The organism is Luethyella okanaganae, assembly GCF_042660285.1.
Taxonomy (GTDB): Bacteria; Actinomycetota; Actinomycetes; order Actinomycetales; family Microbacteriaceae; genus Luethyella; species Luethyella okanaganae.
The window spans coordinates 758,995-780,729 of sequence record NZ_JBHSTP010000001.1 but is presented as its reverse complement, the minus strand read 5'-3'; the positions used below and the strand labels follow the sequence as shown (position 1 = coordinate 780,729).

Sequence of the window (21,735 nt, the reverse complement as noted above, 5' to 3'; positions counted from 1 at the left end):
ACACGGTAACATGTGCCGCAGCAGTGCTCAGACCCTCACGGCGTAGCCCCGCTCAGCCAGGTGAACGTGCCGATCATTGAGTCGCTCAGCACGCTCAGACCCTCGAGGACATCCTCCGGCAACGGCGACTCACCGGCATGCACGATCGTCGTCTGGATGATGACGGCCGTGCGCCGTCGCATGCCGGGGACCGCTATGACATAGTCGATGGTACGAGCTGTGACGCCGCGCAGTTCGCCATCGGGCGTGCTCTCGCCGCTCCAGCGCACGATCGCGCGGTTCTCATCGAGGAACTCGGCTCCTCGGTCGCGGAAGGCGCTCGCAACCTCGTCGTCGAGACTCGCCCCCTGCCGCCCTTCCAGGACCGATGCCGACATCGTCATCGGGACGAGCTCGTCCTCCGTCACGCCCTGCTGGAGGTAGACGGCGAAGACCTTCGCCCTCCGCATGCGGCTGAACGCCTCTCGGGTCAGACGGGACAGCTCGGCGTCGAGGTCGGGCCGGTTCGCCCGCTTGAAAACCTCCCGCGAGCGCCCGAGCAGAGCCGTCGCCGTCTCCTCACTCGCAGGCAGTTGCACCCATCCGGGCGGTAGGAGGAAACGGAACGGCGGGATGCCGTACCGCGCGCCGACGACCTCGTTCTTCACCGCTGCTCCTTCCGTGGCGTCCGCAGCGCCGGCTGGCGGGCGCGGAGGGCGCGGACAGTGTCTCCGGCCGGGTCGAGCGCCTCGTCGAGTGCCGCGCGCCCGAACGCCCAGGAGGCTTCGTCTGACACGCCAATCGCGCGGCGGGCACGGGCGAGAGCAGCGGAGTCGACAGCGCCGAGGGCACGGCCGAGTCGGCCGACGGCGCGGCGGGCGACGAGTTCGACGCGGCGGTCTCTGTCGGCCGCCGCCGTAACCAGGGCCGAGGCCGTGTGCTCCGCGTGCTCCCGCCCGAGGACTCGCTGCTGCACGACGGCGAGCACGGCGACCGACGCGAGGAGAACGGCTCCGAGGAGCTGTGCTCCCAGACCGACCGCGCCGAGGCCGGGATCGACCGGCTGAGCACTCGATCGGAGCAAGGTGAGAACGATCGCGGCGAGCGCGAGCCCGAAGCAGAACCACGTCACCGTGCGGAAGTCTGCGTCGATATCGCGCGCTCTGCGCCGGGCGAGCTCGGTGGCGAGGAGAACGAGAGACGATGCGACGAGAAGCGCACCGGCCGCGACGATGGCTCCCTCGAGCGCATCAGCTCGTTTGAGCACCTCGGGGATGAGCAGGATCGGTGCGACCGCGGCGAGAAGGAAGGCGATGCCGACGGCGACGAGGATCCCGACGGAGGAGGTCACGGTGCGCGCGACCGGGGCGGCCCGGGAGTCTAACCGGTCGAGCACCGCGGCGACATCGGCCGCAGCGTCGTCCCAGACGTGCGCGATCGCCCGCAGCGCCGCCCCCTCGTCGTCGACCGCGCGACGCTCTGCGTTCGCGAGCCCTCTGTTCACGTGACCGGTCACGAGATGCTCGCACCATCGACGAGGGAGATGGCGTCGACCAGCGCCAAAAGCGCTGGAGTCATGGCTCCGATCACCGAGAGGTCCATGGCGATCGCGTCCACGATGATCAGATAGCCGGGCGGATTGAAGACGAACGTGACCTGGCCGATCACATCGGCCCGATCACCGGGGCGGTCGATGTCGACGACGCGGCGGACGACGACGCCAGGACCGAGCGCAGCCGTCTCCAGCGTCTCGACGACCGGCGGGAGGCTGGCGGAGGCGGAACCGAAGATCTCGGCAAGGCTCGGATCGACTCCCGGCGGAATCTCCTGCACCTGAATGTTGACGACCCCCGATGTCGGGGCGGCCCGCGGGCAGAACCAGAACGCCTCGACGCTCGCCGGCGATACCCCCTCCAGGCAGAGCCGGGCGAGCTGCGCGCCGGCCTCGCGGTCCTCCGAGCTCAACTCGCCGTTCGCCGCGGCGAACTCCCGCAGTTGCAGTTCGACCCAGGCGTTCTCGTTCGGAACCCCGCCGAGCGGGAAGGATCGCGGAAGACGCACCCAGCAGGCGATGTCGTAGTCGATCAGGTACTCGATCATCGGTGATCCCCCGTTCCTGGCATCCGCCTGAACGAGTGTGGCACGATCACGGAGTGCCCGCGAGCTGGACCCGCCACGTCTCGGAGGGAGTCGGGCCGCCGAAGAAGTCGCCGACGGCTGGTGCGATCGTGTTGTTGTACGAACGGTAGTAGCCGTTCAGGTTCTTCGCGGCGTTCAGCACGGCTTCGCCGCGGGCGAGGGGGCCACCACTCGAATAGAGGCCGCTGAGCGATGTCGGCAGCTGGGAGACGAGAGAGGCGGAGAACTTCGGCCCTGTACCGTCGACAGCGCCCCGGAAGGTCGTCGCCCAGGTGCGGTTCGCGCCGCCGAAGAAACGCGACAACGCGCCAGAGGGGGAGCCGAAGAGAGGCTGAGCGGACACCCGGCCCACGTAGCTGTTGAAGTTCTTGGCGACGGCCCCGTACCAGAGCGTACCGCTCGCACCCACGGCGCTTGCCGACGTCGGCAGCCCGCGGACACCCCGGATCTGGGTGACCGGTCCGCTGTACTGCTTGACGAAATCGGTCCCGAACCCTTTGAACTGACCTTTGAAGAGTTTGCCGAGCTTGCCGAACGGCAGCACACCGATGACGGCCCAGCCCACATCTCCCAGGGACTTCCGGCCCTGACTATAGAGATAGAGCGTGCCGAGGAGCGTCAGTGCCGCGACGATCGCCGCGAGGAGGGCGATGAGCGGGCCTCCGACGATGAGAGCGAGAACGGTGAGCACGATGCCGACCCAGGTGAGCACTGTCAGCGCAGCGTCCACGATGCCAGAGACGTCGTCCCAGAAACCGTCGCTGATACCACCGTCGGTCGCGGAACCGATCTCGTTGACCGCCTTGTCATAGGCCTCGTCCCACACGTCGTACTGCGTATCGAACTCGGCGAGGTTGGCGTCGTGATCGGTGATCGCGGCGTTGAGGGCCGTCTGCGCATTGCTCGCCGCTTGTGCGAGCTTCTCGTTCGCAGCAACCGCGACCGCGTCGCCGGGCGGAGGCGGCGGTGCCGACATGGAAGCGCCCTCCGCGGTCTCCTGCGAGCCACGGGCGGTCTCAAGGGCGGCGTGGGTCTGCTCGCACTCCGGGATGATCCGGCCGAGGCGCGTCTGCACGCCGTCGAGCGCGTCGCCGTAGCGCTTGAGCGCCGTGCCGGTCGGTTTGTAGCGCTCACCGGCGAGGCGGAGCTCGCCGTGGACGTCGCCGATCTCCTCTTTGACCTTGTCGAGCGAGTACCCGCGTCCATGCGCGGTTCCCTCCGCGATGCGCGACATGAGTTCGGCTGCGCCGATCATCTGTTCGCCGAGCTCTTCGATCTGCTCTCCACGATCGACGATGTCGCCGGCGCGACCCTCGATCGGAGCGACGGTACGTCCGCGATGCGTCTTCATGAGCTCTTCCGGTCCTCGTCTACGGTGCGATCGGGAGGGTGCTGGCTTCGTTCTCCTCGACGCGGAGCGAGGCCGCCGCTTCGAGGTCGAAGTCCTTCCAGCCCCGGCCCGTCGCTTCGACGCGGGCCTGGACGTTCTGCAGGTTCTTGAGGAGCTCCGAGCGACGATCGTTCCAGCCGCCCTCGAAATCGTGGCATCTCGATCGCAGTTCGCCGCGGCCGTCCGGCGAGCCGATGGCCGCTTCGACGTTGTTCTGCCGCTTCTCGGCGTCCTCGAACTCGACGATGATCTGCTTCAGCGAGCCGTTCAGCTCGCTGAGGTCCGTCATCGGAATCCAGATGTCACCCATCGCCCTCTCCCCTTCTGATGTGCGTTCCGACGACGTCGCTCCGCCGGATCCCGGCGGAGCGACGTCTATGGGGGGCTATTGGCCGGCGAGCGCGGCGTCGGTGTCCTTGATGGCCTGCTGCATCTTGCGAAGGGACTCGCCCATGTCCTTGATGCCGTTGATCGCGGTATTGAGACCGATCGTCAACTCGTTGTAGCCCTCGCCGAACTTGCCCGAGGCATGCTCGGTCTTGAAGTCGTCGCCGAGGAGGGTATCGACGCCCTCCTTGAGCGCGCGCAGGATGTCGGCGATGTCCTCACGGCCCTGCTCGAGCCTTCCGGCCATGCTCTCCATCTCGCCGTACGTTGCCTTGAAGTCAGCCATGTCGGCCATTCCTTTCAGTTCCGGCCCCCAACATTCGGACCTCTTGCACTCAGATTACGACACGACCCACTCGCATCCAATGGGGAGGACTACCCACCCTCGGTTCGCGTGAGCCCTCCCCATCGGCGCCCTCAGTCCACGCGCGGCATCTGCACCGTGACATGCCGGCCGTTCTCCACGAAGAGCCCACGCCCCTCGGGGAACTCGTGCCGCTGGACCTTCGGGAACGGGACCTTGAACAGCGAGTCGCCATCGTAGGTGTCCGGTTTCAGCACGATGCCGCGCCGCCCGCCCTTGAAGTCGCCGATGAAGCCGTAACTGGAGCCGAGCTGAGTGACGTCGCCGTCGCCGATCAGAAAGTGGTCGCTGCGGTTGATCGCCTGGAACATCTCCTTGAGCGGGCGTTCCGCGTCGGAATCGGCGAACTCGGCGACGTTCTCGATGACGATCACGAGTCTTCTCTGACTCGCCTCGTCGGGGATGACGTCTGTCAGCTCCTTGGCGAGCGAGCGCACATCCTCGACGGCTTGCGCCTGCCGCGCCCACGGCCGGAACTCCCTCAGCGCGGCACGGCGACCCCCGATGTGGAAGAACTGCGCCTCCGGGTCGAAGCGCTCCATGGCGCGCACGAGCGCGCGGAGCGCGTTCGACTTGCCGCTCTGTGGCGGGCCAGCCACGACGAAGGTGCCGACCGGCTCGAAGCCCTTCGGCCCGAGCACGTCCTCCGAGACGCCAATGACGGGCTGACCGTCGACCGACGCGGGAAGCTGCTCCGGAGCGAGCTCGGTCGGCAGCGCGCCGATCTCGCCGACGTCGACGGCACCGCGGGCGCGCAGGTCATTCGCGAACTCCTGCAACGCGACCGTCTGCTGGGCGACGTTGGCGGTCCCACCCATCACGGCCACCTGCGTCTCGAAGCCGTCGACGATGGCCCGTCCCGGTGCGCTGCGCTCGTTGAGAACGTCTTTCGGCGCGCCGAGCACGGAATACGCGGCGTCGTCAGAGAGCCGGAGGATCACCCGTTTGGACACGTTCGCGCTCACCGCCGTCGGCACCGCGCCGTAGCGGTCGGCCGTCGCAATCGCATGGACGCCGAGCGGGCGACCCTCCCCGAGGATGCGCATGAAGATGTTGTAGAACGGCGACCGCGCCGACGTCGACTCCCACTCCTGCCTGAACGTGCCGAAGCCGTCGATGAGCAGCAGCACACGCGGCTCCCGGTGGCGGCCGCTCAGGCGGCGGTATTCGCTGAGGCTCGACGCGTTGACGGCCGAGAACCGTTTCGCTCGGTCGTCGAGCATCGCTCGGAGCGTGCGCAGCAGGCGCTGGACCCGCTCCGCATCGTCGCCTGCGACGATCGAGCCGACATGCGGGAGCACCTCCAATGAGCGGAGCGCCCCGGTTCCGAAGTCGAGTCCGTAGACCGCGGCGGAGCCGCTCTCGGGATGCGCGCCGACCGCTGTGGCGATCGAACGCAGCGCGGCGGACTTGCCGGCGCCACTCGTGCCGTAGAGCAGCAGGTGCCCGTCCGTGTCCGGCTCGAAGAACACGGGCTCCTGCAACTGGCGCTCCGGGATGTCGGCGAGGCCGAGCGGTATGCGCCCATCGCCCTCGAGCGGCAGCTCCCGGAGGTCGACCTCGAGTCGCAGATCGTCGAGCCACGGTCGACGCGGAGCAGGGACCCCTGCCTCGTGACTTGCGGCGACGAGGTTCCGAACGATCCTCTTCTGATCGTTGGGACCGAGGTCGGCATCGTGGGAGTCCGGCTCCCGGGCACCGTCCTGCTCCCAGACCAGGATCGAGCCGAAACGCAATTCCGCGACGCGTACTTGCGCCGTCTCGGGCGTCGCACTCGTCCAGCCTCCTGCATAGCCAGACTGGAAGGGGACGAGGCGGCCTGGCCCGGTCTTCGCGATGCCCCGTCCCGGGATGGACGGGTCGAAGGTGCCCGCGATCGGGTCTCCGACGACATCGTTCGAGTCCGAGACGTCCGCCATGCGGAGCGCGACCCTGAGGTTGGTGTTTGCACGCAGATTGTCCTTGATGACGCCGGCAGGACGCTGTGTCGCCATGATGAGGTGGATGCCGAGCGAACGGCCGCGCTGGGCGATGTCGACGACGCCGTCGACGAACTCCGGCACCTCCCCGGCGAGTGCCGCGAACTCGTCGATCACGAGCACGAGCGCTGGCGGCGTCTCGGGATCGCGGCGCTTCTCGAGCTCCAGCAGGTCTTTCGCCTTCTTCCGGTTGAAGAGGTGCTCGCGATGGTGCAGTTCGGCGCGGAGGCTCGTGAGCGCACGCCGGACGAGGTGCGGGCTGAGGTCTGTGACGAGGCCGACACAGTGCGGCAGTTCGACGCAATCGGCGAACGCGGAGCCGCCCTTGTAGTCGACGAAGAGGAAGGTGACCCGATCCGGACTGTACTCGGCGGCCATTCCGAGCACCCAGGCCTGGAGGAACTCCGACTTTCCCGATCCGGTCGTGCCGCCGACGAGGGCATGCGGCCCTTGCGTGCGGAGGTCGAGCGACATCGCGTCCGGACTGGCCTGTCCGATGAAGGCTTTCAGGGTGCCAGCCCGCTTGAGCCTCGGACGCGCACCGGCGCTCCGGTCGAGGATCGAGTTGTTCTGTCTCCAGCGCTCGATCGCCGCGCTCGGCTGCGATGCCGCCTCCTCGCCGAGCAGCTTCAGAAGGGAGACGCTCCGCGGCAGATCGCTCGAGTCGGCAGCGACCGAGCTGGAGTCGATCACAGGTGCGAGGCGCTTCGCGAACATCTGAGCGTAGGCGTTCGAGACTCCCTCGACCCGCACGCTCTCGTAGCTCTCGCCCGCGCGGACATAGCCGACACGCGCACCCTCGAGCCCGTCCGTCGCGTCTATGAAGGTGCGGCAAGCCGCTGGGAGGGATTCGACGGTGGGGGCGAAGAACACGGTGTAGATGCCGGCGTCAGGACCGCGCTCGATGACCTGAGTGAGACGGGGACGATCGACGGGTGCGTCGCCGGAGACGAACAGGATGAGGGCGATGTCGCCCTCGGTCTTCTCCTCAGACAGCGTCGTCTCACCGACCTTCGCACCCAGCGCCATCGAGGTGTCCTCGCTGCGGAGCGGCCCGCGCCGGGTCGGCGTGCCCGAGAGCCGTTCGAGGATCGCCTCCTCGAGCCCGTTGAGGAGAGCGGTCCCCGCCGATTGGCTGTCGGCGAAGGCCATCTCGGCGAAGGGCGACCTCGGGCTCGTGGCGTGCGGCAACCACTTCATCCACTCGAGGTCCCCCGTCCATGCGGGGTCGACGATCGCGGCCGTCACGACCTCGTTCGGCGCGTGCATGCCGAAGATCTGCATGGCGAGGCCGCGCACGATGTCGGCGGCCACCTCTCGCGGACCGGCGACACCGATCGCGCCCGCGTTGGGCAGCATCTCGACAAGCGGAACGTCATCGAGCCAGGCCGTGGCGCCTCGGAGCTTCTCGACCTGTCGCGCGTACTTGGGGATGCCCTTCGCGTTCTGGGACTCCGCGATGGTGTTGCGACTGAGCGCCCGGCCGACGCCGAGCCGCAGCGAGAGGAAGTTCCAGTGCTCGGGCCGCCTGGTCCAGAGCAGCGGTCCGAGGCGCATGGCCTGCTCGTAGACGACGGCGACGGCGTGAGCCTCATCGTGCCGACGCTCACGCTCGGTCCGGGCCTGCGTGACGAGATCGTCCTCGAGCTGTTCGACCTGGACCTCATAGGTCTCGATCTCCTGGCGAAGTTTGCGCCCCTGCTGCGTACGTTGCCCGATCACGTTCCCGAGCATCATGAGGGGTGACATGAAGATGATGAAGAGCGAGGTCGCGCGACCCGTCATCGCGAACATCGCGAGGCCGAGCAGCACGGGCGCCGCCACCATCGGCCACGGGAACATGCGCGGATCGGACTCTGACGGCACCTCGGGGTGCGGGTACTCGGTGCCCGAATAGCGTGCCTCCACCCGTGGGGAACGGTTGAACATGAGCGCGCCACCACGTTCCAGCACCTGCTCCGTCTGCTGCGCGTCGGTGGCGAGCGGGACGACGGAGACCTCGGTGTCGCCGAGCGTGATGATCTGCCCGGGAATCGCTCTGAGACGCTGCACGAGCCCGCCGTCGACGAGGACCCCATTGGCGGAGTTCAGGTCGATGAACTCGATCCCCTGGCCGACCTCGATCCTGACGTGACGTTTCGAGATGAGCGGGTCGGCGAGGACGACGTCCGCGTCCGTGCCTCGTCCGATGACGGTGTTCCCCGCCGGCAGTCGTATCTCGCGGCCGGCCTCCGCCCCGTTGTGCACGCGGAGGAGCGCAGCGGCCGGGCGGGACTCCGCGCGGCTCGCGGCCCGCCGCCCGTGTGCGATGACAGTTGCGTTGAAGCCGGACCCGATGGGGGCTTCGGCGATGAGCACATCCGGCTGGAGCGGGACGAGCTCATCGGAGGTGGGCGGCGCGACGGCAAGCGTCAGCACCGTGGCTTCGGCGCGGGCGAGCTGGGTCGATACCGGGTCGGTGTTCGCGATCGAGCGCGCCACGTCCTCGACGGTGGCGGTGGCATCGGCGGTGATGACGATGTCGACCGGCGAACCGGCTTGCCGTCTGAGAGAGAGCTTGACCTTCATCCGTCACCCTTCGTGGGGGTGCCGACGACGAATTCCCGGCCCCCGATCTCAATGCTCGTGCCGCCGGACAGGTAGGTGCGTTCCTCGGCGACGAGCCGTCGCCTCGCGCCACCCGGTGTCGTGGCGTACGTTCCGTTGGTCGATCCGCGGTCGGCGACCCACAAGCCCCCTTCGTCGGCGCCGACCACGGCATGGGTCTTCGAGATCCGCATGGACTCGTCGCTCAGCGCGAGTGCACTGGCGCCCTCCTCGCCCGGACGCGCCTGCGGGCTGCGCCCGAGGAGGAGCAGTCCCTCGACCCGGACACGGGAACCGTCGTCGAACACGATGACGGGCGCGGGCTGAGGCGAGGACGACGGCGCCACGGCGGCGGATCTCAGCGGCGGCGGCGACCAGCCGGCGTCTGCGAGCTCGCCCGACGACGGCGCTGACACGACACCGGAGCTCGACCGGGCACCGGGTTCGAACATCGCGGCGGAGAAGGACGCGCCCGTCGCGAGTGACGGAAGCGCCCCCCGATCGCCGGAACTCGGCGAATCGAAGGCTCGACGTGCGTGCCTCAGTGTCTTCGCGTCGAGGGGGTTCAGCCCGCGCCGAACGTCGAGAACCCAGGTGTGGCCGACCCGATCGAGCCAGCTACGGCCACGGCCTTCTGCATCCCAGAAAGAGGAGGAGAACAGCACGGCGGGACCCGCGAGCGGAAGGATCCACTGTGCGACCTGGAGGACGAGTACCCGAAGCACGACCCGCCAGAGTCCTGGTGCGGTGAAGCGCTCGACGTTGACGGAGCGGAGCCCGAACGTCGCCTTGCCGACCGTGACCCCACGCTTGCCGTGCAGGATCAACTGGACGAGACCGTAGACGAGTATCAGACCCTGGCTGATGAGAACGGCGATGAGACTCGCCGGGAGCGCAGGGTGGTCGAGCAACCAGCCGAGGCTTCCGACGAACGGGCTCAACCTCGACCACAACGGGATGCTGCCGAGGATCGCCGGGAGGAGCAGTGCCAGCCAGATGACGAGATCGAGGGCGAAGGCGAGTGAGCGGCGGAGCGGCTCCGCGGCAACGAGACCGAGCCGAGCCGCGTACTCGGGATCCGGCCGGCCGTCCGGCAGAAGACCGGGGATCGGATCATCGTCGAGGTCGAGCGTGACGCTCACGGGTTCTCCTCACTCTCACTCGCGCGTGCGCACGGGAAAGCGCCGGCACGCCAGTCAATCCGACCCGGGGAGCGGTGTCGATGGGGAGGACTCACCATCTGCGGCGTTCGCGTCGAGGAGCACGAGATCGTCCTGTCCGACGAGCCGCGTCGCGACGGCGTACTCGACGAGCCGCGCGCGCCGATTCGTCGCAAGCTTGCCGCGCCCGCCGCGCAGACCGGCGACGCCGATCTTGTCGAGCTTGTCGCAGACGTTGTCGAGCTTGCGGTTGAACGTCGTCATGTTCCAGCCCAGCCGGGCGGCCGCCTCCGCAGAACTCGGGATGACACCGCGACCCGACACGGACCGCGTGAGCACGTTCTCGGCGAGCGCGACGACAAGAAGCCGCTGACTGCTCGTCAGCGTCACCGGGAGGATCGTCGTCGACCCGGCTGAGCTCACGACGGCGGCGGAGGTGTTGAAATAGTCCTCGGCTGCGTGGATCGTGAAGTCGTAGGTCGTCGATCCAGCACTGAACATGACGTGCATGGTCTGGAACACGATCGGGAGCTTCGCCCCCGGCGCGAGCCATGCCTGAACGGCTCCCGTCGCGTCGGACACGGTGGCCGAGAGCAGGTTGCCGACGTTGCCCAACCACCACATGCCGAAGTCCTCGGAGAGCGTGAGGAAGGTGCGATGCAGATAGGGGTTGTCGTCGATCGTGAGGTCGGATTCGCGGCCGATCGTGAACACGCGTCCTGCCTGGATCTCGTGCCACTCACCGCAGAACTCGAGTTTCAGAGGCGTCATGGGGCGCAGGCCCTGTTCGGCTCGGCCGAGAGGCGCCCGTCCCGGCGTTGGACATAGACGTCGATGCAGACGGGCGCGCCCGGCACGACGCCCTCGACGGTGATGCTCGGCTCATGGCTGAGCGCCGGCTGGTTCGGCGTCTCGGCCCGCGCCCAACGGTAGACGTCGCCGTCTTGCGGCTTCGGATTCGAGAACGAGAACGCGATGCTCGTCCCGTCGGCCGATGGGACGACGGAGTCGAGCCTCGGCGTCGGCACCCCGCCGCCGAGGTTCGCGTCGGACGACGGGTGGCTCGAGGGCGATGGCCGGGATGAGAGATCCTCGCCTCCGCCCAGCGAGAGGGCAACGGCCGAGACGATTCCGCCGAGCACGAGGACTCCCGCGGCTACGACGATCCCGATCACGAGGCCGCGTCGACGGACCGTGACGGGAGTCTCCTCGACCGTCTGCGACCGCGACCGCGCGACAGTGCCGTCAGCGACCGCGTCGCCCACGACGCGCGCGGTCGGGGCACCTCGGACGACCGTCGCATCCTCGACGGCGGATGGCTCGGACGGCTCGGACGGCTCGGACGGCTCCCGCCCGGACGGCGCATCCGGTCTCGTCGACGTCTCCGGCGAGCGTGGAGGCCGCGGTGCCTGGGCGGCGACGGTGGCGACAGGCCGCATGCGCGTCTCGTCCTCACCATCGGACTTGGCCTCGGCGGTCAGGGTGAGGTTCGGGACCTCGATCGATGTCGGCGCGTAGCCGAGCTCGAGCTCGATCCGCTGGAGCGCGCGGGCGAAGTCCGTTGCGCTCTCGTAGCGCGCTGAACGGCGCGTCGCGAGCCCTTTCCCGAGCACGGCGACGAGCGAGGCCGGCACGTCGTCACGCGCGATCGGCGTCACCGAACCGCGCTCGATCCTGCCGATCAGGTCGAGCGTGCCGTTGGAGCGCCCGCGGATCTCGAACGGCGTATGGCCGGCGAGGAGCGTGTACACCGTCGCCGCGAGAGAGAAGATGTCACTCCGCACATCGGGCTGCGGTTCGTCTTCGAACATCTCGGGCGGCGACCATGGAACCGACATCCCGACAGCCGACTGCCCGCTGTTCGTCCCGGTCTCCCCCGCGACCGGCCGCCCCGTCGTCGTGTGCACCGGCAGCTCGTCCTCGAGCGTCGAAGAGATTCCGAAGTCGGTGAGTGCCGGCCAACCATAAGCGTTCGTCAGCACGTTGGCCGGCTTGATGTCGCGGTGCAGGATGCCGGCGGCGTGTGCGGTGGCGATCGCGCCGGAGAGGCGCACCCCCGTGCGGAGGGCGTCTTCGACGCTGAACCGCTCGCGTTTGTATCGTTCGGCGAGACTCGGCCCTGAGCAGTACTCCATGACGAAGTAGGGCCGGGCATCCGACGCGACGTCGGCGTGGTGGATCGTGACGATGTAGGGATGCGCGGACAGCTGCGCCATCAGATTGGCCTCGGCGACGAATTGCGAGCGCGTTGCCGAGTTCAGCCCTTCTGTGAGAAGCACTTTGACCGCCACCTCGCGGCGCGGGAGCTTCTGCTCGTAGAGGAAGACGTCGGAGAATCCGCCGGAGCCGAGCACACGGACGAACTCGTAGCCGGGCAGTTCGGGTGGCGTCGACGGCGACCGGCGCATCATTCCTCCACGACTCGGAAGACGATGCCGCCGCCGAGGTCGACGATGGTGCCCGCGATGACCGTCGTCGGCTCGCCAGCGCGAAGTTTCCTGGGACTCTTGCCCGGGAGCACGATGAGCGTCCCGTTGCGGGAGTGCAGATCGGTGACGACGACGGAGTCACCCTCGAGCCGAAACTGCAGATGCGTGCGGGAGATGTCCTGATCGGCGCTGTCGACCGTGACGAGTCGAGGCATGGTTCCGCCTGCGACCGTTCCTGCGCGAGGTGCGCGGCCCACGACGACGGGCCGCTCGAGCGCGTCCGTCTCGCCGTCGGGGAGCACGATGTGCACCCGCGGATCCTGCGCGCCAGGAGCCGCAGCCGTAGGCGCGCCAGGCAGGCCAGAGCGGAGCGCGCGGATATCGCCGCTCAGTACGGTGAGACCGTCGTGATCACCCGACGATCCCGCTGCAGGAACAGGCCTCGGCTGGGAGCCCGTGATGAACGCGGGGAGCTCGATCGCGGGCGCGGCACCCGTCGACGCCGGAACGGCGTCGTCGCCGCGCAGCATCGTGGAGCCCGCGACCTCGTCTGCGGCGAACTCGACGATCGTCTGCTCGGACATCGGCTCGCCCGACCCGTCGTCGTTCTGCGGTACGGGGGCGGTCACGGGCATGCGAGGGGTGCGTGCGACGGCGACGGTAGAGTCGTCGATCTCGCCGGCGGGCTCCTCAGCGAGTGCGGATGCGGGCCACGCCGCCGCGGCGTCCGCCCGCTGAAGCGCGTCGTTCGGGGCCGGGTCCGCGCCACCTGACAGGGAGCCGATCCAGACGGCTCCGCCCTGCAGCGGAAGCTCGATCCCGCCGTCCGATCCTGTGTCGATGGAGAAACGAGTGACACCGTCGGTGCTCCGCTCAAGCCACGTCGTCGCCTCACGTCCGCTCAGCTCGAGCTCTCCGTCCCTCCGCTCGAGGCGTACCACGAGCTCGCCACGAACGAAGACGCGCACGTTCAGCGCACCGCCAGGGCCGGAGGTCGTGCTGAGCAGGGCGAACGACGGCGTCGCGGAGAGGCCACCGATTGTGAGCAGGTCGAGGACCCCCCGCTCCTCGCCGTCTGCAGCGGCCAGGACGCCGGTCACCGCCGCGTCGTCGTTCGTCGCCCGGACCACGAGGATGCGCCCCGGTCCCGCGACGGCGAGCCATCCCCCTGGCACACCGCTTCGATATCTCAGCACCGTTCTCCCTTCTACGCTCTCGGCCTGGTGTCTTCGAGGTTCTCGTCGCCCCGGTCGCGTCGGTCGCGCGTGCTCTCCGGGTCGTCGCTCTCGGCCTCGATCGTCGACTCCACGAGGACGACGCTGATGTTATCGCGCCCCCCGGAGGCCAGCGCTCGCTCGACGAGCTCGTCGGCGATGGCGCCGAGTTCGCTGGAATCCTGGCCGTTCGTCAGCACACGTTCGATCTCGCCGCGATCGAGCTCTTTGCTGAGGCCGTCCGAGCAGACGAGGAAACCCGACCGTCCATCTGCCGGGATCAGCCATAGGTCGATGTCGACGGACTCCTCGGCTCCGATCGCACGGGTGATGACATTGCGTTCGGGATGCCGTTCCGCGTCGGCCTCCGAGATGAGGCCTGCGTCGACCAGCTCTTGCACGGCCGAGTGGTCAACGCTCAGCTGCCCGAGCACCCGCCCGTCCCAGGTGTAGACACGGGAGTCGCCCACGTTGAACGCCATCCAACGGTATCCGCCCTCCCCGGTGTCGACGAGGGCCACTCCGGCCAACGTCGTTCCAGCGACAGCCGTGCCGACGTCGCCGACGTCGTTGAGGTCACGGACGGCGTCGTTCGCCGAGTGGATCGCGTCGAGCACGCGCTCGGGCGTGCTCGGGACGTCGGCTGCGAGGTGCTCCGTGAACACCCTGACCACGGTCTGGCTCGCGAGCTCGCCCCTGGCGTGCCCGCCCATGCCATCGGCGACGAGGAACACCGGCATGGCGGCGAGGATGCTGTCCTCGTTCGCGGCGCGAACCGCGCCGACGTCCGTGCGTGCGCCGAAGCGCACGTGCGCTCGATACGCGGACAGCGTCATCTCGACGTCGCCGTTCTCAGCCACGGGAACCCCTCACATCTGCAGCCGGTCGTCGGCACCCGTACCGGGCACCGGTCCTCCACCGTACCAATTCCTGGAGCGTGCTCAATCCTCCGTGAAGTGCGGGACTTCCTCCATCAGCGTGTGACCACGGCGGCGAGCGTCGATCCGGGCTTTGACGATGCTGGCGATCGTGGCGACCGCCATCGAACCGAGGATCACGCCGAGCGAGGTCCAGGTGTCGATCTCGGGCGCCCACGCGACGCCGTGGCCGCCGTTGATGAACGGAACCTCGTTCTCGTGCAGAGCGTGGAAGACGAGTTTCACCCCGATGAAGAACAGGATGAAGGCGATCCCGTACTTGAGGTACTCGAGTCGTTCGAGCAGACCTCCGAGCAGGAAGTAGAGCTGACGCAGACCCATGAGCGCAAAGACGTTCGCGGTGAAGACGATGAACGGGCTCGTCGTGATGCCGAAGATCGCCGGAATGGAGTCGAGCGCGAAGATGAGATCGGTCGTGCCGATCGCGACGAAGACGACGAGCATCGGGGTGAAGACCTTGCGTCCGTCGATGCGCGTGCGCAGCCTCGCACCGTCGAACTCCGTCGAGATGCTCATGCGACGGCGGAGGAGGCGGATGAGGCCGTTCTCCGAATCGTCGTCATGGTTGCCGAATGCCTGGTTGACGGCCGTGTAGAGCAGGAACGCGCCGAAGATGTAGAAGATCCAGCTGAAGTTCTCGATGAGCTGTGCGCCGAGCAGGATGAAGATGCCGCGTAGCACGAGCGCGACGATGATGCCCACCATGAGCACCTCCTGCTGGTACTTCCTGGGCACCGAGAAGCGGGCCATGATGATGACGAACACGAAGAGGTTGTCGATCGAGAGGCTGTACTCGGTGAGCCACCCGGCGAGGAACTGACCGGCGTGCTCGGCATCGCCCAGCAGAAGCATGCACAGGGCGAAGAGGAGGGCGAGCCCGACGTAGAACGCCACCCACAGGCTCGCCTCGCGAATCGATGGAACGTGCGGGCGCTTCACGACGATCAGGAGATCGGCGACGAGGATCAGTGTCAGCACGACGAGTGACCCGATTTCGAACCATGCGGGGAGTACCAGATCCAAGGGAGACCTCTCGAGGTTGGGATGCGCGAGTAGCGCAAGGCCCGAAAGTCTCTCCCACGACCAGCGATGATCGCCTCCGCGCCCGGGGTGCCATCGTCGGCACCCGTACTGACGTACACGGAGATCGGCCGCGAACGACCGAGAGGGATACTCCCCTTCGTAGGGCCGAGTCTAGCGGATGCGCCTCAGAGGTGCGCATCGACCCTCCACGCGGCGCGCGGCGTCCGCTCGCAAACTAGAATCGATCTCGAATCGAGAGCCGAGGAGACCCGAGTGAACGTCGTTCCCCCGCCCGCCGCCCGCAACTACAGAACCCCTCCAGGATCGCCGCTGATCGGCTATGCCATCTTCGCGAGCCGCTGGCTGCAGGCGCCACTCTACCTCGGGCTCATCGTCGCACAAGCGATCTATGTCATCGTCTTCATGATCGAGCTCTGGCATCTCGGAGAGAAGGTCTGGGACTCGTTCGCGCATCCGGGCGTCGACAAATATCAGCTTCAAGAAGCCGACGTCATGCTCGCGGTGCTGGGTCTCATCGACGTCGTCATGATCGCGAACCTGCTCATCATGGTGATCATCGGCGGCTACGAGACCTTCGTCTCGCGCATCAGGGTCGACGGGCATCCCGACCAGCCGGAATGGCTCTCGCACGTCAACGCGAACGTGCTCAAGGTCAAGCTCGCCATGGCGATCATCGGCATCTCCTCGATCCACCTGCTGAAGACCTTCATCGAGGTCGGCGACCTCGAAGCACCGGCGAGTGCGAGAGCGGAGAACATCACAGGGAACGTCTACACCGGCGAGGGCGTCATGTGGCAGGTGATCATTCACACCGTGTTCATCTTCTCGGCCATCGCCCTGGCCTGGATCGACCGGATGTCCTACCACAAGCCGGTCACCGGCGAGACGCACGATTCCCTGCCCATCCCAGCGCCTGCCATGGCCGACGTCGAGTGACCTGCACGCCGCTCGTGGCAGGAGCGGGTAGCATCCTGACGGGCGATCCCCAACAGACAACTCCATATCGACGAGTTCGACGACGAGCGGAAGGCGGCGCACGTGCTGGCATTGTTCAAGCCAAGCGGCGCGCCGGGACTGGAACTGGCCCACCGGCCGGAACCCGTTCCCGGCGATCATGAGGTCAAGATCCGGGTGCTGAGAACCGGCATCTGCGGAACGGACCTCCATATCGAGTCCTGGGACGCCTGGGCGGCGAGCACGATCGAGCCGCCCATCATCCCTGGACACGAGTTCTACGGCGAGGTGGTCGAGATCGGCCACGAGGTTCGTGACGTGCACGTCGGCGCTCGCGTCTCTGGCGAGGGTCATATCGTCTGCGGCAACTGCCGCAACTGCCGCGCCGGGCGGCGGCAGATGTGCATCCGCACGCTCAGCGTCGGCGTCAACCGCGACGGCGCGTTCGCCGAGTTCGTCGTCATCCCCGAGTCGAACGTGTGGGTGCATCAAGACGGAACGGATCCGGATCTCGCGGCGATCTTCGACCCTTTCGGCAATGCCGTGCACACGGCGCTGAGCTTCCCACTGGTCGGCGAGGACGTGCTCATCACGGGGGCCGGCCCGATCGGCCTCATGTCAGCCGCCGTGGCCCGCCACATCGGCGCCCGGTTCATCGTTGTGACGGATGTCTCGGAGCCGCGCCTCGAGCTGGCTCGCCGGGTCGGCGCCGACCTGACGGTCGATGTCGCCCGTGAGCGGATAGCGGATGCGCAGCTCTCCCTCGGCATGAAGGAGGGCTTCGACGTCGGCTTCGAGATGTCGGGGCACTCGAGCGCGCTGCCCGAGATGATCCTCAACCTCAACCACGGAGGCCGTGTTGCGATGCTCGGTCTGCCAAGCCAACCGATCGACGTCGACTGGGCCAAGGTCGTCACCCACATGCTGACGATCAAGGGCATCTACGGCCGCGAGATGTACGAGTCGTGGAACGCGATGAGCGCGATGCTGCAGACGAGCCGGGAGCTGCGGGACGCGCTCTCCATCGTGATCACCGACCGCTTCTCGGCGACGGAGTGGGAGAAGGGCTTCGCGGCGGCGCGCGAGGCGCACGGCGGCAAGGTCGTGCTCGACTGGAGTGGAGTGTAGAGCCCGTGTACGGAACGATGAGGGACCAGTTGCTCGGGACGCTGGATGAGATCACGGCGGGCGGGCTCTACAAGAACGAACGGCGCATCTCGTCTGCGCAGTCGGCGCACATCACCGCGAACGGCGGCGACGTGCTCAACTTCTGCTCCAACAACTACCTGGGGCTCGCAAACCATCCGGCGATCGTGTCGGCTGCCCAGCGCGCGATGGACCGCTGGGGCTTCGGCCTGGCGAGCGTCCGCTTCATCTGCGGCACCCAGGATCTGCACATCGAGCTCGAACGCCGTGTGTCTGAGTTTCTGGGAACCGAGGGGACGATCCTGTTCTCGTCGTGCTTCGACGCGAACGGCGGCGTCTTCGAGACCCTGTTCGGACCGGAGGACGCGATCATCTCGGACGAGCTCAATCATGCCTCGATCATCGACGGCGTGCGCCTGTCGAAGGCCCAGCGCTTCCGCTACAAGAACCGCGACCTGGCCGACCTCGAGGCGCAGCTCGTCGCTGCGGAGAATGCCAGGCAACGCGTCATCGTGACCGACGGCGTGTTCTCGATGGACGGCTATCTGGCTCCGCTCGGCGGGATCTGCGACCTCGCCGAGCGCTACGGGGCGCTCGTCATGGTCGACGACTCCCACGCGGTCGGCTTCGTGGGCGAGAACGGCCGTGGGACGCCAGAGCTCGCCGGGGTCGGCGACCGGGTCGACATCTACACCGGAACCTTCGGCAAGGCGCTCGGCGGGGCATCGGGCGGCTACATCTCCGGACACGCCGAGATCGTCGCCCTGCTGCGGCAAAGGGCGCGCCCGTACCTCTTCTCGAACACCGTCGCCCCTGCCGTGGTCGCCGGCACGCTCGCCGCCCTCGACCTGCTCGGCGAGAGCAGCCGGTTGCGCGAGCAACTGCGCACGAACGCCGCCCAGTTCCGTCGGCGAATGGTCGAAGAGGGCTTCGAGCTGCTCGACGGCGAGCATCCCATCGTTCCCGTCATGTTCGGCGACGCGGCGCTGGCTGCCCGGCTCGCCGACCGGATGCTCGCAGAGGGCGTCTACGTCGTCGCCTTCAGCTACCCGGTCGTGCCGCACGGCGCGGCGCGGATCCGCGTGCAGCTCTCCGCGGCTCACACGAGCGACGACATCGAGAAGGCCGTCGCCGCGTTCGTGATCGCGCACGACGCGGAGTCCGCCGCCTGACCGGCATCGGGAATGCAGAGACCCCCGGCACCGTGTTGTGTTTTGACCGACATCGACCAGAGCAGCGATCCTGCGACGGCGATGCCCAACCTCAGATGCAGCGGCTGAATCCTCACGGTCGTATGGTCGTCTCTCCTGCCGTTGGTGGCGGGCGATCAGCGTCGAGGGCTGTGGCAACCCGGCCTAGGCGATGGCCGATTCGCTTCCATCGGTGGCCACGACGCCGTAGTCGAGCTGGCCGGCGATTCCGGTCGCCGCAGCGTTCTTGGTGCCCGTCAATCGCATCCTTACAGTGCGGGGGGCCTTGCGGCAGGGTGCCCGTGTCGAAGACGAGTTGATATCCCGTCGCCGCGTACCCGTCCACGATTGCCTCCGGGCCGCCATCCACGCTCAACGCGTAGATCCCGTGGCCGGGATGCTTGCTCCCGTAGAGCTTCGCCTCTGTACCGGTGAACGAGAGAACGGCAGCCGCGTCCTTCCCGAGCGAGTAGTGCTACCCAAGTACTATAGTGAGTGCCTAAATTAAGTCGATAGCTCTGTCATCATCATCATCATCATCATCATCATCATCATCATCATCATCGTTCTTTACGGCTGGCCTTCGACCAACGCACAATTGTCTCAGGTCACGCTTCACCGAGGAGGGCAGCATTGGAGTTCCTGCGAGGCCGGCACTGGCAAATGCCGCCGGCGGTCAGCTCGGGACAACTCGAGACCCGGCGCCGCAACCTCCGCGCCGCACTTCAGCTCGTCGTCGAGAACGACGGCCGGATGACTCGAGCCGAGATCGCTCGCCGCTCAGGACTGACCTCGGCCACCGTCTCCTCCCTGCTGTCGGAGCTCATCCAGAACGGGTACGTCAGAGACGGGAGGCTCGCGGCGAGCACCGGTGGAAAACCCGCGACAACCCTGAACATCGATCGTAAGCGTCACAGCATCCTCGTCATCGTCCTGCGGCCACTACTCCTGCATGGCGCGATCCTGGACCTCGCCGGAGACATGGTCGTCGACGTCGTGGAACACCTCACCACCCGAGTCACCCCCGAGACTGTGGCCGGATTTGCGGCGAGGCTCATGGACGAGTCGAACCACGAGGTTCTGGGGGTCGGCCTGCAGATTCCCGGCACCACGAACCACGGCCGCGTCATCGAGAGCGTCCAACTGGGATGGCACGAGGAACCGATCACCGACCTCGTCCAGGCGGCGGTCGGCGCACCATGCATCGCGATCAACGATGCCGACGCCGAAGCACTCGCCGAGTCCGTCTCGTCTCCAGATGCCGGCCGGAGCTGCCTGTTCGTCCACCTCGGCGAAGGGATCGGCGCAGCGATCGTCCACGACGGAAAGCTGATGCTGGGCCCGACCGGCAGGGTCGGTGAGATCGGACACGTCCGAGTCGTCTACGAAGGCTCCCGAAACGTATGCCGCTGCGGTCTCACCGGATGCCTCGAATCCACCTCCTCGTTGAGCGCGATGCTCGGACCCGCCTTCCGCGACGAAGCCGACCTCGACGAGATCCGCGCACTCGCGGCGACGACAGACGCCAACGAACGCCTCTCAGACGGAGCACGCGCGCTCGCCCGCGCAATCCGCCTCATCTGCGCGACCCTCGACATCGGCGATGTCATCATCGGCGGAGCCGCCCCCGCACTCGGCGACACCTTCATCACAGACATCACAGATGACCTCGAAACCTACCCCGCCCACGGCACCCAGGCCATAACGGTCCGCTATGCCCAATCGAAGAACCCCTTCCAAGGCATCGGCCAACACGCGCTCCGAGAACTCCTCGGCATCCGCTGGGCAGCCCCGACCGTCGGCGAGGACTCCCCCACTTTCCGCGAGACTGCTTCCCGCGAGACTGCGTGAATCGTCGAAAAGAGGGCTCTTTTCGACGATTCACGCAGTCTCGCGGAACCACTTTGTCTCGAGGTCACCATCCGCCGCTCGCCCGAATCTGCCCAGGTAGTGCCACACCTTCTTGAGCTGTTGGGGATCGTGAGTGCCCTCCCACCGTGCGCGGCCGATGACTTCAGGGGTGAGCTCGCCGTACTTGGCGATCTGCTCTGCCAGGCGCACGATGCTCACTCCTCGATAGTCGGGGTGATCGCGGATTACCGCGAGGCCGACCCGATAGCCCTGATGCCATTCGAGGGGACAGTCAAGACGCGAGGCAGCGGCCTCGACCTCGGTGCCGCGGTATGACGGATCCAGGATCAGGGCCTCTGCGTCCCGCGCAACGATGACTGGCCCGTGAACGTGGGCTTCGATGTAGTGATCGAGCGGATCGTCGCTGGGACGGTCGGCCACGGCGTCGAGAAGTCCGAACCTGTCGGCCGTTGCAAAATTGGTCGGCTGGAAGACGCTGTCGGGATAGCAGAACGTGGTCCGGTCAAGCGCCTCCCGTCGGAGCCTGAAATAACAGGCTCCGAAGCGGGGCGCGGCCCCATACGGATCACGGTCGAGATTCAGCGCCCCGTACTTGGGGCGGACCTCGGGTCGAAGGGTGTCGTAGACGCTCGCGAACATGCGCTGCTCCCACGCGAAGCGGTCGCCGCCTGGGTGAGCAGTCAGCCCTCCATTGCTGACGCCCGTCTCGAACTGCGACAGGTACGTGCCCGATGAGGCAATGCCATCAAGGACTGACGCGCCGCCCGCATGATGCTGATCAGCTTGGAAATGGAGATTGATGCGCGCGTCTGGGTCTAGTGCTGCTCCGTCAGATAGCCCGCGGACGTGTTCCACAACCAAGGCGATGTACTCCGAAGCCAACACATTCCAAGCCTAGCCAGCTGACCGTGGCACCCGCAGGACATCTCGACCCCTGCTGTCACACAAATAAAAGCCCGGACCC

The 21,735-nt window shown here is 67.2% G+C and carries 18 protein-coding genes; 4 read left to right on the top strand and 14 right to left on the bottom strand.

All coding sequences use genetic code 11. The features are described 5' to 3' along the window. Positions 1 to 35: 35 nt before the first annotated feature. The 13 genes from ACFQB0_RS03590 to ACFQB0_RS03530 all read right to left on the bottom strand — a co-directional run bounded on the left by ACFQB0_RS03590 (position 36) and on the right by ACFQB0_RS03530 (position 15,588). Positions 36 to 647, bottom strand: coding sequence for a hypothetical protein (locus ACFQB0_RS03590; protein ID WP_386727672.1), 612 nt, complete (start codon positions 645 to 647; stop codon positions 36 to 38). Then, on the bottom strand, positions 644 to 1,495 hold the full coding sequence (locus ACFQB0_RS03585) for a hypothetical protein (protein ID WP_386727670.1): 852 nt from the start codon (positions 1,493 to 1,495) through the stop codon (positions 644 to 646). Before ACFQB0_RS03585 ends, ACFQB0_RS03590 begins: the two co-directional genes overlap by 4 nt. Further along, on the bottom strand, positions 1,492 to 2,079 hold the full coding sequence (locus ACFQB0_RS03580) for a hypothetical protein (protein ID WP_386727668.1): 588 nt from the start codon (positions 2,077 to 2,079) through the stop codon (positions 1,492 to 1,494). Before ACFQB0_RS03580 ends, ACFQB0_RS03585 begins: the two co-directional genes overlap by 4 nt. A 46-nt stretch (positions 2,080 to 2,125) precedes the next feature. Then, entirely contained in the window at positions 2,126 to 3,469 is a 1,344-nt protein-coding gene (locus ACFQB0_RS03575; protein ID WP_386727666.1) for a hypothetical protein, read from the bottom strand. A gap of 19 nt (positions 3,470 to 3,488) precedes the next feature. Then, positions 3,489 to 3,818 carry a hypothetical protein gene (locus ACFQB0_RS03570; RefSeq protein ID WP_386727665.1) on the bottom strand — a complete coding sequence of 110 codons (330 nt, stop codon included), beginning with the start codon at positions 3,816 to 3,818 and terminating at the stop codon, positions 3,489 to 3,491. A 75-nt stretch (positions 3,819 to 3,893) separates the two neighbouring features. Continuing rightward, a complete protein-coding gene (locus ACFQB0_RS03565) occupies positions 3,894 to 4,181 on the bottom strand; it encodes a WXG100 family type VII secretion target (protein WP_386727663.1) in 288 nt (95 codons plus the stop codon). 131 nt (positions 4,182 to 4,312) lie between these two features. Continuing rightward, complete coding sequence (locus ACFQB0_RS03560) at positions 4,313 to 8,806, bottom strand: FtsK/SpoIIIE domain-containing protein (RefSeq protein WP_386727661.1); 4,494 nt, start codon at positions 8,804 to 8,806, stop codon at positions 4,313 to 4,315. Then, positions 8,803 to 9,966 (bottom strand): RDD family protein, encoded by a 1,164-nt coding sequence (locus tag ACFQB0_RS03555; RefSeq protein WP_386727658.1) that lies wholly within the window; start codon positions 9,964 to 9,966, stop codon positions 8,803 to 8,805. Before ACFQB0_RS03555 ends, ACFQB0_RS03560 begins: the two co-directional genes overlap by 4 nt. 54 nt (positions 9,967 to 10,020) lie before the next feature. Then, positions 10,021 to 10,755 carry a hypothetical protein gene (locus ACFQB0_RS03550; RefSeq protein WP_386727655.1) on the bottom strand — a complete coding sequence of 245 codons (735 nt, stop codon included), beginning with the start codon at positions 10,753 to 10,755 and terminating at the stop codon, positions 10,021 to 10,023. Continuing rightward, on the bottom strand, positions 10,752 to 12,395 hold the full coding sequence (locus ACFQB0_RS03545; protein ID WP_386727652.1) for a serine/threonine-protein kinase: 1,644 nt from the start codon (positions 12,393 to 12,395) through the stop codon (positions 10,752 to 10,754). Before ACFQB0_RS03545 ends, ACFQB0_RS03550 begins: the two co-directional genes overlap by 4 nt. Beyond that, the gene (locus tag ACFQB0_RS03540) at positions 12,392 to 13,609 is read right to left on the bottom strand and encodes an FHA domain-containing protein (protein WP_386727649.1); all 1,218 of its coding nucleotides are present in this window, start codon (positions 13,607 to 13,609) and stop codon (positions 12,392 to 12,394) included. The genes ACFQB0_RS03545 and ACFQB0_RS03540 overlap by 4 nt, the downstream gene beginning before the upstream one ends. 11 nt (positions 13,610 to 13,620) lie before the next feature. Then, positions 13,621 to 14,487, bottom strand: coding sequence for a PP2C family protein-serine/threonine phosphatase (locus ACFQB0_RS03535; protein ID WP_386727646.1), 867 nt, complete (start codon positions 14,485 to 14,487; stop codon positions 13,621 to 13,623). A gap of 81 nt (positions 14,488 to 14,568) precedes the next feature. Then, on the bottom strand, positions 14,569 to 15,588 hold the full coding sequence (locus ACFQB0_RS03530; protein ID WP_386727644.1) for a TerC family protein: 1,020 nt from the start codon (positions 15,586 to 15,588) through the stop codon (positions 14,569 to 14,571). A gap of 273 nt (positions 15,589 to 15,861) precedes the next feature. Between ACFQB0_RS03530 and ACFQB0_RS03525 the strand changes: the two genes are divergently transcribed. The 4 genes from ACFQB0_RS03525 to ACFQB0_RS03510 all read left to right on the top strand — a co-directional run bounded on the left by ACFQB0_RS03525 (position 15,862) and on the right by ACFQB0_RS03510 (position 20,750). Continuing rightward, positions 15,862 to 16,545: a TIGR00645 family protein gene (locus tag ACFQB0_RS03525; protein ID WP_386727642.1), complete on the top strand. Its 684-nt coding sequence runs from the start codon at positions 15,862 to 15,864 to the stop codon at positions 16,543 to 16,545. A gap of 102 nt (positions 16,546 to 16,647) precedes the next feature. Beyond that, positions 16,648 to 17,691: an L-threonine 3-dehydrogenase gene (gene tdh, locus ACFQB0_RS03520; protein WP_386727640.1), complete on the top strand. Its 1,044-nt coding sequence runs from the start codon at positions 16,648 to 16,650 to the stop codon at positions 17,689 to 17,691. Positions 17,692 to 17,708: 17 nt separating this feature from the next. Continuing rightward, positions 17,709 to 18,881, top strand: coding sequence for a glycine C-acetyltransferase (locus ACFQB0_RS03515; protein WP_386727637.1), 1,173 nt, complete (start codon positions 17,709 to 17,711; stop codon positions 18,879 to 18,881). A gap of 651 nt (positions 18,882 to 19,532) precedes the next feature. Beyond that, positions 19,533 to 20,750 carry an ROK family transcriptional regulator gene (locus ACFQB0_RS03510; RefSeq protein WP_386727634.1) on the top strand — a complete coding sequence of 406 codons (1,218 nt, stop codon included), beginning with the start codon at positions 19,533 to 19,535 and terminating at the stop codon, positions 20,748 to 20,750. 30 nt (positions 20,751 to 20,780) lie between these two features. Here ACFQB0_RS03510 and ACFQB0_RS03505 read toward each other — a convergent pair whose 3' ends face one another. Next, positions 20,781 to 21,626, bottom strand: coding sequence for a DUF3626 domain-containing protein (locus ACFQB0_RS03505; RefSeq protein WP_386729629.1), 846 nt, complete (start codon positions 21,624 to 21,626; stop codon positions 20,781 to 20,783). Positions 21,627 to 21,735 lie beyond the last annotated feature (109 nt).